The 15,029-nt window shown below is 30.6% G+C and carries 10 protein-coding genes; 3 read left to right on the top strand and 7 right to left on the bottom strand.

Features of this window, described 5'->3' with window-relative positions:
• On the top strand, positions 1-1,288 hold a 1,288-nt coding region (locus RBH29_RS15915), incomplete at its 5' end, for a DUF2326 domain-containing protein (RefSeq protein ID WP_306697981.1).
• 123 nt (positions 1,289-1,411) lie between these two features.
• Here the strand turns inward: RBH29_RS15915 and RBH29_RS15910 are convergent.
• From RBH29_RS15910 to RBH29_RS15880, 7 genes are all read right to left on the bottom strand, one after another.
• Entirely contained in the window at positions 1,412-2,164 is a 753-nt protein-coding gene (locus RBH29_RS15910; RefSeq protein WP_306697980.1) for a nucleotidyl transferase AbiEii/AbiGii toxin family protein, read from the bottom strand.
• A complete protein-coding gene (locus RBH29_RS15905; protein WP_306697979.1) occupies positions 2,161-2,754 on the bottom strand; it encodes a type IV toxin-antitoxin system AbiEi family antitoxin domain-containing protein in 594 nt (197 codons plus the stop codon). The genes RBH29_RS15910 and RBH29_RS15905 overlap by 4 nt, the downstream gene beginning before the upstream one ends.
• 372 nt (positions 2,755-3,126) lie before the next feature.
• Positions 3,127-6,450 carry a DEAD/DEAH box helicase family protein gene (locus tag RBH29_RS15900; RefSeq protein WP_306697978.1) on the bottom strand — a complete coding sequence of 1,108 codons (3,324 nt, stop codon included), beginning with the start codon at positions 6,448-6,450 and terminating at the stop codon, positions 3,127-3,129.
• Positions 6,451-6,469: 19 nt separating this feature from the next.
• Positions 6,470-7,408, bottom strand: a complete 939-nt coding sequence (locus RBH29_RS15895; protein WP_306697977.1) for a hypothetical protein — start codon at positions 7,406-7,408, stop codon at positions 6,470-6,472.
• On the bottom strand, positions 7,409-8,947 hold the full coding sequence (locus RBH29_RS15890) for an AAA family ATPase (protein WP_306697976.1): 1,539 nt from the start codon (positions 8,945-8,947) through the stop codon (positions 7,409-7,411). It lies immediately after the preceding gene.
• 199 nt (positions 8,948-9,146) lie between these two features.
• Positions 9,147-10,268 carry a restriction endonuclease subunit S gene (locus RBH29_RS15885; protein WP_306697975.1) on the bottom strand — a complete coding sequence of 374 codons (1,122 nt, stop codon included), beginning with the start codon at positions 10,266-10,268 and terminating at the stop codon, positions 9,147-9,149.
• 2 nt (positions 10,269-10,270) lie between these two features.
• On the bottom strand, positions 10,271-11,722 hold the full coding sequence (locus RBH29_RS15880) for a type I restriction-modification system subunit M (RefSeq protein ID WP_306697974.1): 1,452 nt from the start codon (positions 11,720-11,722) through the stop codon (positions 10,271-10,273).
• Positions 11,723-12,479: 757 nt separating this feature from the next.
• Here RBH29_RS15880 and bglS point away from each other — a divergent pair.
• Positions 12,480-14,111 (top strand): beta-glucanase, encoded by a 1,632-nt coding sequence (bglS, locus tag RBH29_RS17905; protein ID WP_459076798.1) that lies wholly within the window; start codon positions 12,480-12,482, stop codon positions 14,109-14,111.
• A gap of 263 nt (positions 14,112-14,374) precedes the next feature.
• A complete protein-coding gene (locus RBH29_RS15865) occupies positions 14,375-14,971 on the top strand; it encodes a DUF1836 domain-containing protein (RefSeq protein WP_306697973.1) in 597 nt (198 codons plus the stop codon).
• Positions 14,972-15,029: the final 58 nt, after the last annotated feature.

Below are 15,029 nucleotides of genomic sequence, written 5' to 3'. Positions count from 1 at the left end.
GCGTTCTGAGTTTACAGACATATTGAAATGTCATGATTCATCAAAGCGAATTCCAGATGATTTAAACTCCCATTTGTTTCTGCTAGGTATGCCAATTGAAAGTTACCAAAGGTGTCTTAATACAATTAAAGAAATTGAAAACATAAAAACTATAATATCTAAGAATAAAAATGCATTAACTAATAACAAACAAAAAAAAATAGCTGATGTAAAAGCAGAATTAAATTCTCTTGATGATGAGCTATCTAAAATGGAGTCAGCTATTGAAAGTTTTAGAAGCAATGAAGCTTTTGATTCAATGGAATCAGAATTAATTGAACTTGAAAATCTTTTGGATCAATTAAGAAAAAAACAAAAAGTTCTTAGATATGACTATAAAAAAATAAAAGATTTACCTAAACCTGAAGAAGTTGATGATAACGAAATAGAGCTTGTATATAATCAGTTTAAACCAAATTTAGGGAATGCGATTGTTAAATCTCTTAATGATGTTGTTGAATTTAAAAACAAGGTTGAAAATTTTCAACGCATGTTAGTGAATAAAAAAGCTCTAGAACTCGAAGAACAATTAAATGATTTAGCAGAACAAATCAGAATTCTCGACGAAAAATATTCTGAAAAAATTAAAATAATTGATAAAAAAGGTGTCTTAAAAACTTTAAAAGCTAGTTTAAAAATATATGAAAGCAAAAAGGATTCTTTTTCTCATACAAAATTTTTATATGAAGAATACGAAAAAAATGAAAAATTTAAAAAATCATTAATGCTTAAAAAATCTCAACAGATACTAGATATTGATACACTTATAGAAGAAAATAAATCATCTATAGATGCCTTTACAAATACTATTTTAGAAATCCATGATGCAATTATGGGTAATAAGGAATGCTCCTTTACAATTCAATCAATAGATAAGACACAAAGCAAAACACCTGCTGAAATAAATTTAAGAATATATGATGATGGTAGTAGAAGTGTAAATAGAACGAAAGTATTTATCTATGATATGGCTTTATTATTTAACAGTATTACACGAATTAGGCATCCACTATTTTTAGTACATGATAATATATTTGATGTCGATCAAGATACCTTAGTTCAATGTTTAAATTACTTAAGTAAGCAAGAAAATAAATTCCAAGATTTTCAATATGTACTGACTTTAAATAGAGATAAAATTGAAAATGAAGAAAAAATCAAATTGATAAATATGGATATTGACGCTCATAAGATAGCTACTTTTACTAAGCAAAAAAAGTTTTTTAAAAACGACTATCAAGAAAACTAAATAAAATTATGTAATCTCAAATGAAGCTTCAAAGTATTCTATGAGAGATTTGTTACTTCATTAATAAACACCCCAAAATCAGGAGCTTCGCCAATATAATGATATATGTGTATTAAAAACCGCTTATACTGCTTGCGCTGTTAAATCTTTTAGTATCTTGATAATACCTTCATACGAAACATCCTTTGCATATGCAAATTTCTTTTGATACTTTCTCCATATTTGCTTCAAATCGTCACTTTTAGAAATCTGCTCTATTATGGCATTCACATCAGATATTTTTTCTAGGCTGCCACGATGCTCTGCTGTTGCCTTCAAAGCAGCTCTTAATACTTTTTCATCAAATTTTTGCGTTGTTCCAAGTATGTAAACATCATAAAAATCTCTAGGTCTTGTGGTGAAAATGCCTCGGCTCAATATAGTTTCTATTTTCTCTGCCATTACCGTTTCAATGTTGTATCCCCATAAACTTATTCTTACATCTTCATCAAAAATTCCGCTGAACTTATATTTTACAACTGATGGGGTGATAATATCCCCAGTAGATATATCAATAGAAAGTGGCGTTACAATCGTGTCATAAATCGCATCCAGCCTCATGCAATATCCACCATATACATCATCCTTGCGGATAGGTGCAATGGACTTTAAGTCAAATATTACATCATCAGACAAATCAATTTTACATATATCGATAACTGCAGCAGCTATATGCATTCCACCTTTTACAACAAACTTCTCGCTGTATTTTGATACGGACAGCCTTTGCAACAGACGTTCAAACATATAATTTTGAAGTACCACCTGAGCCGCTATATTATTGTTTTTCGCATAATTCTTAATTTTGCCCTTCAAACTCATAGCTTTAGAACTCATAACAACACCTCCATATATCTTTTCAATATTTTATGGACATTAAATTGTTTTGCATAATCCGCAAGTAGATTTAAATCCCTATTATCAGATGACGCATAATTTTTAATAGCACTAATTACAGTTTCTTCATCCATCCTTCTTCGTGAACGCAGAATATCGCAAATTGTACGTTCCACATTATAGCAACGCACCTTATTTCCAAAAGTAGTACTCTTTGCAGTCACTCCAATGTCATGTAATTCCAGCTTGATATAATAACAATTACATTCGCCTTTTAATGAGTTTGGCAGCGACATATTACTTGGTATTGTCACCGAATGAATAAAGGGTGTTCTATCTGATAAACCATTTAAAAATAATGCTGTTTCGTGAGAAAATATAATTTTTTCAGAACGCAGCATAAGCGTATACATATCATCGTGAACAGCCTCTGGCAAAATATAAACTCCGTGTCTGATTCGCTCTAATAAGCCTTTCTTTAAATAATTGGTAAGCAATGCTCTGGAAAAACCTAGCTCAATAATTTGTGCCGTAGTAATCATATTGTTATTGCGTTTGATTTCTTCATATATAATTGTATTAATTCCCATATCAAACACCTCCCCACTTAACAATCACACTGATATTATACTCTTTTTCTATTCAAAAGTAAATGCTCATAGTTAATTTTTGAATAGAAATTCATTGTTAAATCTATTCAAAAGTTAAAAACCCCCACTGCATTTCTAGAATTTAATTTTTAAAATAATAGGGAGCTGCTCACTAGTTACTTAATGAAACCGCCCCACTTCAACTTACTGACTTTTTATTTGTCTCTTTTTTGCATTGACCTTTCTATTTCTGAATTATAAACTTTGTAAAAGTTAACTCCTTTAAAAGCTAATCTTCATTTTAAGTATCATTCCTTTCGCTTGTGCTCAAGGCACAAAAATTAATGAAAGTAATATCTCAACTCTTTCAAACTATACACTCAGCCTTCCATTTATCTTATCGATAATACCAATAATCTTTTTTGCAATATCCAGCTTCCCTTCAAACAAATCTATTACATTTCCACCTCTATTAAATGGATGTTCATTAAGCACGCTTTTATCAAGGCTTCCATTTTTAATAATGTGGTTTACAATTAGCTTCACAAATTCCATTTGATTTTTGTTAAGAGTCTCATTTGATAAAAATTCAGAAAACAATTCATTAGCAGCTTTAGAATCTAATCCGACAATTTTGCTAACCAGTTTTAAAAGAGGTTCTTCTCCAAATTCTTTTTCATAGTCATCTTTTGTTCCAATATCATTCCATAATATTTTTTCTAGATGCTTAATATCATCTTCCGAAAGTTCCCTGTTATTTCTCAATTTAAAAACAACTAAATCGTCTTTATGCTCATTAAGGTATCTGTTAACCTTCTTTCTGTAGCTTTGCATGTCATTTGTAGTATATTCTCCAGGTCTTTCTTCAACATCAATAATTTCATCAGTGAAATTAGTATAGTATATCTCACCAGAACGTTCATCTAAAAATTTAATCAAGTCTCTAAAAGCAACTCTTACAATCTCATGGTCAAAAATATCCGCCTCTTCCCAATACTCATTTGTCTGAACTTTTAAAATTAAGTCTTCCTGTTTTTTTACTTCATCAATACCGCCTTTAAGTGATAATTTTTCAGCAGTTGTCACAACTCTGTTTTTAGGTTTTAATGCCGCACTTCCGTTAAGATCAGCATATTCAATAGTATACATTAGGTAGTCAAATCTTTTTGCCATTTCATTATCGTCTATAGCTGGAATAATTGGTGCTATATGCTCTTTTAATTCCCTTACATCAAGGTCTTTTAAATCTTCATAGGCATTTTTCTTATTAAACTTATGAATATATTTTATTTTCATTCGTGAATTAAATTTAGTCTCATCAATTTTTGATACTTCTTTTATAATACCTTCAATTAATTTTTCCCTATGCTCTATATATTCTTCTGTTTGATGGTCAAGGTTTTGTAATTCTTTAATAATTGAAATCTTAATATTAAACAAATTTTCAGTTAAGGATTTAATCATTTTAGCTTCTTTACCATTTTTATTTACTCTAAAAAATTTAAAGTTGTCACAATAATCAAATATTCTAAAATCTTCTTTGTCAATGCCTACACCAAATAAATCTTCACAAAGTCTTGTACCCCGTCCAATCATTTGCCAAAACTTAACCTTTGAACGGATTTTTTTAAAAAACACAAGGTTCACGATTTCTGGAATGTCTATGCCTGTATCAAGCATATCAACAGATACAGCAATCTGAGGCAATTTATCCTTAATTTCAAAATCCTCCATTGTACTTTCCACATAATTAATCCCTGTGTATACAGTTTTAGCAAAATCCCCTCTGTACTCTGGATAAAGTATATCAAATCTTTCTACAATAAAATCTGCATGTTTTTTGTTTTTGGCAAATATTATGGTCTTACCTAATTTATCTCCACCTTCAACCTTTATGCCTTTTTCCATTAACTCTTGCAATACCGTATCAATAGTATTGTTATTAAACAAAAATGAATTTAAAGCTTCACTGCTAATATCTTTTACATCATCATCAAAGGTTTCTTCAAACTGTTCTTTTTCTTCTTCTGAAAGATTATCATAGTGAATCCCTTTATACATAAACTTTGTTCTTGTTTCAATAGTGTGATATGGGACAAGGTATTTATCTTTAATAGCTTCCCCAAGTTCATATGCATACGTTGGGACATTGTTCTCTAGTTCAAATATTGAATAGGTATTTATGTCTATATCATTTTTAGGTGTTGCTGTAAGCCCTAAAAGAATAGCATCAAAATAATTAAAAATATCTTGATATTTTTTATAAATACTTCTATGACTCTCATCTATAATTATTAAGTCAAAATGTCCGCTTGTAAATAATTTTTCATCTCTTTTGTTTTTAACATCATCTATGGCATTCATCATTGTTGGATAGGTTGAAAAAACCATCCTGCTTTCAGGGTTATCCTTGCTATCTAACAAATTGCACAATGATAAATCTGGTAATAACTTTTTAAAATTCTTTTTGGCTTGTTTCACAAGAGCTTTTCTATCAGCTAAAAACAAAGCATTTTTCACCCATCCTCTTTTGATTAAAACATCAACAATAGATATTGCTGTCCTTGTCTTACCTGACCCTGTTGCCATAACAAGTAGAGCTTTTCGGTTTCCTTTATCTAAAGTATCACAAACAGCATTAATAGCCATCTTTTGATAATGCCTGTCAGTTATCTCTTCATTTATAATTGGATCTTTCAAAGACTCTCTATTTTTCCCTTTAAACATCAACCATTCAAGTTCTTCCTTTGTGTAAATGCCTGACACTACACGTTCAGGATAATTTTTATCATCCCATAAATAGTATTCAAATCCATTTGTATAAAATATAATTGGTCTTACACCGTATTGCTTTTCAAGACAATCTGCATATCTTTTAGCCTGGACCTGTCCAATTCTAGGACTAACGCTTGTTTTTTTAGCTTCTACCAGTGCAAGGGGTTTACCATTGTCTGCATATAATACATAATCAACATATCCTAAACCTGTACTATTAGGCATTCCATTTACTTCAACTTCTTCAATACAATCTTTTCCGATAATCCAACCATTTAATTCGATTTCCAAATCAATGTACATCTTTCTGGTTTTAAATTCGGATATTTCATCAACTTTAAATTCTCTTTGCTTTTTATTGTATTGGCGTTTAGCTGCATTTTCTTTTCTTAAAGCTTCGTTTTCCTTTATTACCTCTTCAAGTTTTCTATCTTTAGATCCTAATTCCTCATACAAACCTTTCAATTCTTGCTTTGTTTTCTTTTTCTTATCATTGTCACCTAAAATACTTTCATCAAAATCTACCTCATGGAATTCATCTGAGTAACAATAATCTATCCAAGATATGAATTCATAGAGATTTCTAAGGGAAAGAACCGCCTGCTCTCTTGATATAGGGGTTGCAGAATGGACAGCTTTGTTACCAAGCTTTTGAATGTATGTGAGCATAGGAAATAGTTTGCTATCTATAATTCCTTTAAAGCGGTAGTCATAAATTAAAGTTGCCAACTTATCCTGATAAGGTGCCTTAAATTCTTCATCATAACTAAATACCCATTTGACAGCCAATTCCAAAGCACGTCTACACAGAATAGCGGTACTTGCATATGACACACCTAGGCTTTTTTCTGCTTCAATGCAAGCATATGTAAAGCTATTGTACTTTTCTTCTTTTTTCAAGAATTCAAAATTATAGCACATATTCTCCCCCCTCTATTATCTATAACGCTTTCAAAATAGCTTTTTTAACAAATTTATGATCTTGCATTTTGGGTTTGCATCCTTGTATTTCTGCATTGCATGCACACTCAAAGTTGACTTTATAGATCTTCATCACTTCTTGAACATTCGACACCCAGCCATTTAGGTTCACTTCAGCAAAATTATTTATCCTATCTTTTATATCAAACATTCTATTCCAAGACTCTATCTCTTCTAAAAAATGTTTACTATCTATATCTGTCTTAACAATTTCACCAGCAATAATTTCAAATGATAGCTCACAATCATTTAGCTCTGAGGCAAAAGGATAAAATGATTTACCATAATCTTTTGGATCCTTATCACCTTTATATCTTGAATTACATGTATTACAAATAGGAAAGATGTTTTCTCTTAAAAATGAAACAAAGGGATACTTGGATTTTGGCAAATAATGATCAAAAGCCTCTCTATACAAATCTTTTGAATTTAACATATTATCAAGTCCACAAAAAGGACATACATATTTAATTGTTTCCTTATAAAACATTTCATAGTATTTTTTCAAAGTCCCTGCTGTTTCTTCAAATCCTTTAAGTTTAAGCAAATTCTCATAAAGATACTCCTGAATTGACTTTAGAATTTTAATACAGTTCTTAAAATCATTTGATGCATGGGTTAATAATTCATCATATGTAATTGGTCGTATTTCATTTTTACATATTTTTTCGATTTGGATATTATTATTGAACGAAAGATTTAATTTTGTTTTTTCTTTCTCTGAACTCATCTCATAATATTGTTTAAATTTTTGAAAATTTTCCTTGAGTTTAATTTGCTCCATCCAATCAGGGTATTCATATTCTTTTCGCTCAAAAATCTTTCTAAATAAACCATTAACTTGTTCTATGAGATTATTCAATTTTTCACTATTAAATTTTGTATAAAAATACCACATCTAAATCATCCTTTTTTGAATTTCAAGTAATAACATTAATCTTTCAGAAGAATCACCTAATGAACTTTCAATTTCCCTCTTTAAATATTCTAATTCTTCTTTCCTTTGAGATTCATTAATCCTCTTTCTAAACTCTTTAATCTTTTGTTTTGCTAATTCTGCAACTGTGTTTTTTTTGTCAAATAAATTTGCACTTATAATATTTGGGTTAGCTCCAAAAGTCTCTAGTTGAAGAGATTTTTGAATTCCTTTATTCATACTTATCACATCTGTACTCCTTAGGTCTGTAATAACTTCTGGATTATGAGAAGTGAAGATTACTTGTGAATTATCATCAACCATTTTGCTAATACTTGAAACAAATAATGATTTCCAACTAGGATTAAAATGCGTCTCTGGTTCATCAAGTAAAAATAAGTTATTACTACCATTGAAAATACTTAAAATACTAATAATCTGTAAAACTTGATACTCACCATCAGAAAATGCTCTAAGATTTAAATCATGATTATCTTCAGTCTTAAATATTACTTCTAACAATTCAAAAACCCTATTATTTGCAATATTCCAGTTAATAAAAGACTTCTTGTTTTCATAAGAACTATGTATAATTTTACTTCTTGTCCTTTTCTTAATCTTATATACATTAAAATCATCTAATCTTTGGAAACCTTCAAAAACAGCTAAAAGACCACTTTGTTCTCTAACTTCATTATCTTTAATCATATATTGTAAGTACTCAAATCCATTCTCATTGATATGATTGGTGTGTTGAATCTTTTCAAGCTCAGTTAACAAATATCTAGCTTTTTCATCAAAATAAATTTCCTCACCATATATATCCTGTTTATCTAACCTTAATTTAAACGCCTTAACTTTCATTCTCTTAAGAAATTGTGACATAGTTTCTTGATTTATTGAACCATATAAAAATACTGTTAAAATAGCTAACTTACTAATTGAATCATTAAAGTAATAGAATATCTCGTTATATTTATACAAAATACCTTTGTCAATGATTTGTCCAGCATTATTCCTTTTCAACCTTTGATTGTCTTTTTCTGTCAACGAATATAATTTATAATTAAAAATTTCATCACTAATCCCTTCATTGTGTCCAGAAGAATATACAATGATTTTGCGTGGAAGAAACACACAATAGAGATTTGAATTACTAACTTCATACTCTTCAATGCCGTTAGAAATCCACATCTTAAATTGGTTATTGTTATTACAAAATCTTACAATGATTCTGTCTACGTTTTCCCATCCCCCACCTATTCCAACAAGAACACTATTAATCATATGGTCTTTAACTAATGAGTAAATAACTTCAAAGTATATCTTGCTTGAGTATTTTTCCTGAGTTATTTGATTACTAGCTTCAATGAAGACTCTAGAAATTAATTCAAGTAGAATTGATTTCCCACTCCCATTTATCCCTACAATACCTTGGATAGACTCAGTCCCAAAAGCAAACTCTTGATTCTCTTTAAATAGTTTATAATCATTTAATAATTTAATCTTACTTATCCGCATAGTTTCATTCTCACTTCCTTTATACAAACATATTTCTATTGAAAGCTCTTTGCATCAAGCTGTTGAAATTGTTTTCAATTTTTGTGAGTGATTGTTGCATAAATTCTTTTTGTTGTTGTATTTTTTGTACTATTTGAGCAAATTATTGTACTTTCTTCTTTTTTCAGGAATTCAAAATTATAGCACATACTCTCCCTCCCTAGTCGTTAAATAATTCTCCTTTGAAAGCTCTTTGCATCAAGCTATTGTAGTTATTTTCAAGTTCTATAAGTGATTGTTGTATAAGTTCTTTTTGTGATTCTATTTTTTGTACTGTCTCAGCAAATTGGTTTTGCAGTTCAATTGGTGGAATAACAAATTTCAATTCTTGTAGTTTTCCTTTGCTTATCATTCCTTTCATCGATTTGCTTGAGGAATTCTGTATATACTTTTTTGATAATTTTAACGTTGCATAAAGAAATATTAGATTATATTTTTGTGGAATAATAGCATTAATTTGTTGATTAAAAGCTACCCTTCTATCAGTTATTGCAATATTACCTATACAGTTAAGACTTCCTGCAATACAAGTCATAAGAATTGAACCCTTTTCAACAACTCTGGCTTTTTCAAAGCCTTTTTGTGACAAATATTCATCTGCACTAGTTATATATGTATAGGGTGTATTGATATTATCTGACTTTATCCATTCAATAAAGTCGCCATAATTATCTATTTCTTTTCTACTTGGAGTATTTCCAGTTATCACTTTACATGAATCGTTCAACTTTATTTTTTCCCACCCCTTAGAATTTGTCACAGGGTCACCAAACATATCATAGAACACTGATTGGATTAAATCATCCAATAGTTTAATTTGCTCTTTTCTTGCATCAAGTAGCTCTTGTGCTTTGTCTAATACTTCAACAATTTTCTTTTGGGTTTGGAGTGGTGGAAGTGGTATGATAATATTCTCAATATATTTTTTTGATATATGTTTCAACCCTGCTCCTTTAAATCCATTCTCTAAAATATGTATATTTGATTTTAAAAATAAATACATATATTTAAGATTAATATCATGCTTTCTATTGTTTTGCAAAACAAAACAGTCTGTTGATGTTGAAAACTTGCCATATGAGTGATGAACACTTGCGTTTCCACCCGTACCAAAAACCAAGGATTCCTCCTCCACCTCATAATAGTCTAAATACTTATTTAGCATAGAACTTGACGTATAAAATGGATATATACCTTGCTCTACACCTTCTCCAGCTTTGATTTTTGATCTTTTTAAAAATACACAACAATCTTTTATAGCTACTTTTTTATTAATTATCACCTCTACACCATCCTCTCAATGTCATCTAACCCATCAAGAATCTGCTGTTCAATGTCTTTAATCTTTCCTATTATCACCTTTGGCTTTTCATACTCTACTTCATCGTACTCAATTTCCTTATATCTATTTATAGATAAATCATAATCATTTTTCACAATCTCTTCTTTATCAACAAAGAATGATTGCTCTGTTCTCTTTCTGTCCTTTTCACCCTCTAAATTATGATACCTATTAATAATATCTTCCATATCATTTGCTTCTATTGGCTGGCGTTTATCATCTAGAGAATAACCGTCTGCTTTCATATCATAGAACCATACTTTGTCTGTTCCTCCTGCTCCTGTTTTTGTAAAAATCATAATTGCAGTAGATACTCCTGCATAAGGTTTAAATACTCCACTAGGCATAGAAATAATTCCATGCAAATGATGATTTTCTACAATTTCTTTTCTAATTGATTTATGAGCACTTGAACTTCCAAACAATACTCCATCTGGTACTATTGAAGCACAGCGTCCACCCTTTTTTAGAACACGAAGAAATAATGCTAAAAATAAAATTTCTGTTTTTTTCGTCTTTGTCAATTTTAATAATTCTGCTGAAACACTTTCATAGTCCAAAGAGCCTTTAAATGGTGGATTGGCAAGAACTAGAGTATATTGTTCCCTATCTCTATTTACTTCTGCTAAAGAGTCTTTATATGCAATGTTGGGATTTTCTACACCATGGAGCATCATGTTCATGGCACCTATACGAAGCATTGTTCTGTCCATATCATTTCCATAAAACATACCCTTATTATAATGATCTTTTACTTCCTTTACAGAAAATACACCTTCATTATTCTTTTGCAAATAATCTCCTGATGCCACTAAAAAACCTGCCGACCCTGCCGCAGGATCTAAAATAATATCTGTAGGCGTAGGCTTAACAAGCTCAACCATCATTTTAATTATATGCCTTGGAGTTCTAAACTGCCCATTAGTTCCTGATGTAGCTACCTTTGAAAGCAAATATTCATATAAATCCCCCTTGGTATCTCTGTCCTTTATAGGTAGTGTGTCAATATTGGTTACAATTTTTTCTAACATTTGGGGTGTGGGAATCATAAATATAGCATCGTCCATATATTTTACAAAAGCAGAATTTTTATCACCATGCATTTTCTTTATAAATGGAAATACTTTTTTGGACACTACTTCAAACATTTCATTTGCACTTAACTGCTTAAAATTTTTCCATCTAAGATTTTGTTCATCTTTATCAAATATAGTCTCTGCTTCTATTCCAAGAAACTCAGCATTCTTTTCTAAATCTGTTTGTTTATCATCTAATGCCTTTATAAATAATAGATATGTAAACTGTTCAATAACAGACAATGGGTTAGTTATTCCCCCTGTCCAAAACATCTCCCAAATCTTATCAATCTTATTTCTTAATTCTCCTGTAATCACTGCTTATCCCCCTAAATCTTTATATTATAATCAGACAATTATACTACTTACTTTAATAAACAGTAATATTCTCTGTTAGTTCGTCGTATCCTTTTTTCTCAGAAAAATCTTAAAGAGCTTTGTTTACATTATAACATTTACAATAATATCTTCAAGTAGAATCTTCATATAAATTCCACTAAAAGTTATTAAATACTTCATATTTGTAAAGCATAACTTTCCATACACTAAACCAAAGGAGGCTAAAATTTTAATTGGAGTTTTTCTTCTTTGACCCGTAAGAAAGACATCTGAGGAAAGTACATTCATGAGATACCCTAGAGACGTTTCCATCGAATGTATCTTTCCGATGCTATTGAAGAAAACGGAAATTAAATTTTAGCCGACGCCTGCCACTTATTACATAATAAAAAGCCCCAAAACATTGATTCTGAAAACAAAACATACCTCTAATATTATATACAATCAACAGTGACTTTTTAAAAAAATCACTATGTAATTCTATAGAGAAAAAATTTAATTCGCAAACCCGTATCCTACCATTTTAGAATACTTGACAATAAAAGAGAAATGCTCTATACTTTAATTAACGCGTGTTAGTAATTTTTTATCAATAGATTAATTCAATGCAGTTTATTTAATTATTTCGAAGAAATACTTCTATTAAAAAACACTCTATTAAAAATATTTATCATGGAGGTGAAAAATTTAATCTTTTACTTTTATTTTTAAAACTATATTTTTAGGGAGGTATAATATGTTTAAAAAATCTTGTTTTGCTTTTATTTTAGCAAGTTTACTTCTATGCACCATTATGTTTGCTACTCCTACCGAAAGTTTAGGAGCAGGAGAAATAACAAAAACATATTTTGAAGCTGATTTTTCAGATTATGATGCGAGTTTATGGGAAGAAGCTGATTGGGATAATGGAGATATGTTTAATTGTATGTGGAGACCTAGTCAGGTTTCAACAAGAAATGGAAATATGGTTCTTACATTGGATGATGGTGATCCTGGTTGCCAATATCCATATAAGAGTGGCGAATACAGAACAAGATCATTTTTTAGATTCGGCTACTATGAAGTAAGTATGAAACCTGCAAAAAATCCAGGCATTGTATCATCATTTTTTACATATACAGGGCCGTCGGATGATAATCCATGGGATGAAATAGACATTGAGTTTCTTGGAAAAGATACAACTAGAGTTCAATTCAATTGGTGGAAGGATGGAATTGGAGACAATGAATATTACCATGATTTAGGATTTGATGCATCACAAAGCTTTAATACATATGGCTTTGATTGGAAACCGGATTCAATTGACTTTTATGTAAATGGTGAACTAGTACATACAGGAACTCGAAATATTCCACAAACTCCAAGTAAAATAATGATGAATTTATGGCCAGGTATAGGTGTTGATGATTGGTTAGATCCTTATGACGGAACAACTCCATTAACAGCAGAATATGAATATGTTAAATATTTTCCAGATGGTTTTCCTGGGAATCAAACACCACAACAGCCTGAGCCTGAGCCTGAGCCAGAGCCTGAGCCTGAACCAGAGCCAGAGCCTGAGCCTGAACCAGAACAGCCACCATCAAGTGAAAGAAGTGCTTTTAATTCAATTCAGGCAAATGATTTTGATGATTCAAACGCATCAAACATCGAAATAATCAACACAGATAATGGAAGTGGAATTGGTTATATTGAAAATGGAAATACTGTAACTTATAGAAATGTTGACTTTGGAAGTGGAGCATCAAGTTTTAATGCAAGAGTTGCATCAGATATGAGTTCTGCAACAGAAATTGAAATTAGTGCAAATGGTACTCGATTAGGTTCTTTGTCAGTATCATCAACTGGTGGGTGGAATGATTATACCGAATTATCTACAACTATTAGTAATATTACAGGAGTAAATGATTTGGTATTGAGATTTTCAGGGCCAGTTAATGTAGATTCATTTGCATTTGATTCAGGTAGCGGAACACCACAACAACCCCAACAGCCAGAGCCTGAACCAGAACCTGAACCTGAACCAGAGCCTGGGCCTGAGCCTGAGCCTGAACCAGAGCAGCCAGGAGGAACTGGAGATCTTTCAGTATCTGTTTCTGAAAACACTTGGGGTGGAGGAGCTACATTAAATGTTACAATAACAAATGATGGCTCATCGGCAGTTAATGGATGGACAGCTGATTTAGACTTTTCAGGAGATGCAAATGTAACAAGTGCTTGGAATGGTGACTTTAACCAGAGTGGTTCTTCTGTAAGTGTGAGCGATACTGGTTGGAATGGAACAATACAGCCAGGTGATTCAGTATCATTTGGAATTAACATTTCATATAGTGGTTCATACTCAAGACCATCTGCTTCAGTTAGATAATTTATTTAGATAAGAAAAAGGAGCTGTTGCACTAATAAATTTAGTGTACAGCTTCTTTTTATGTGAAAGTGAATAAATCATCTAAAAATGTTACGCAAAAACTATATCCATTGAAAATATATGATTTTTTTAAGTTTTTGTCATCTATTCTCATTCTAATGCTAAATATCTCATTTTTCCGTAAACTAAAACTTGTAATATAGTTTTCAATACCGTATAATGTTATTAGGAAAACTAATACTAAAAAAACAGGAGTGATTATAATGTTTGATAAAATAGAACTTGAAGAAATAATTAAAGAACTCTCATTGACAGATAATATAAAACTTGACGATATTCCTAATCTTGAACTTTATATAGATCAGGTAACTTCCTTTATAAACGAAAAGTTTGATAACATTAAAAGGGATGATAACGATAAGACTTTGACCAAAACAATGATAAATAACTATACCAAAGCTAAAGTTCTTATGCCGCCCAAGAACAAAAAATACAGTAAAGATCATATAATCTTGCTTATACTCGTATATAAATTGAAAAACATACTTTCTATTAATGATATTAGATCTTTATTTGAGCCGATACTAAATGATATAAGCATAATAGAAGATAACGTTATATCACTCGAAGATATCTATTCCACATACACAGAAATAATTGATACAGAATTTAGTAGCTTTGGTGCTGAACTAAATAGAAAATTTGAGTTGATTAAAGAAAAAGCTGACAAAATAGAAAATGATAAAGAAATCGCTGAGCTTTTCTTAACCATAGTCATGCTGGTTGCACAGGCAAATGCACATAAAAGACTTGCAGAAAAGCTAATAGATAAATACTTTTCTAATCCTACTAAATGTTGACTTGATATAGGGTAAATATCACTAGTCTCACACTTTAAACCCTCCATCTTCAACCTGC

The organism is Herbivorax alkaliphila, assembly GCF_030848475.1.
GTDB lineage: Bacteria > Bacillota > Clostridia > Acetivibrionales > Acetivibrionaceae > Herbivorax.
This window is presented reverse-complemented; position numbering and strand designations above follow the sequence as displayed.

Coding starts and splice junctions, on each gene's coding strand:
- RBH29_RS15910 (WP_306697980.1), bottom strand. CDS start 2,164: ATGAGTTCTAAAGCTATGAGTTTGAAGGGCAAAATTAAGAATTATGCG.
- RBH29_RS15905 (WP_306697979.1), bottom strand. CDS start 2,754: ATGGGAATTAATACAATTATATATGAAGAAATCAAACGCAATAACAAT.
- RBH29_RS15900 (WP_306697978.1), bottom strand. CDS start 6,450: ATGTGCTATAATTTTGAATTCTTGAAAAAAGAAGAAAAGTACAATAGC.
- RBH29_RS15895 (WP_306697977.1), bottom strand. CDS start 7,408: ATGTGGTATTTTTATACAAAATTTAATAGTGAAAAATTGAATAATCTC.
- RBH29_RS15890 (WP_306697976.1), bottom strand. CDS start 8,947: ATGCGGATAAGTAAGATTAAATTATTAAATGATTATAAACTATTTAAA.
- bglS (WP_459076798.1), top strand. CDS start 12,480: ATGTTTAAAAAATCTTGTTTTGCTTTTATTTTAGCAAGTTTACTTCTA.
- RBH29_RS15865 (WP_306697973.1), top strand. CDS start 14,375: ATGTTTGATAAAATAGAACTTGAAGAAATAATTAAAGAACTCTCATTG.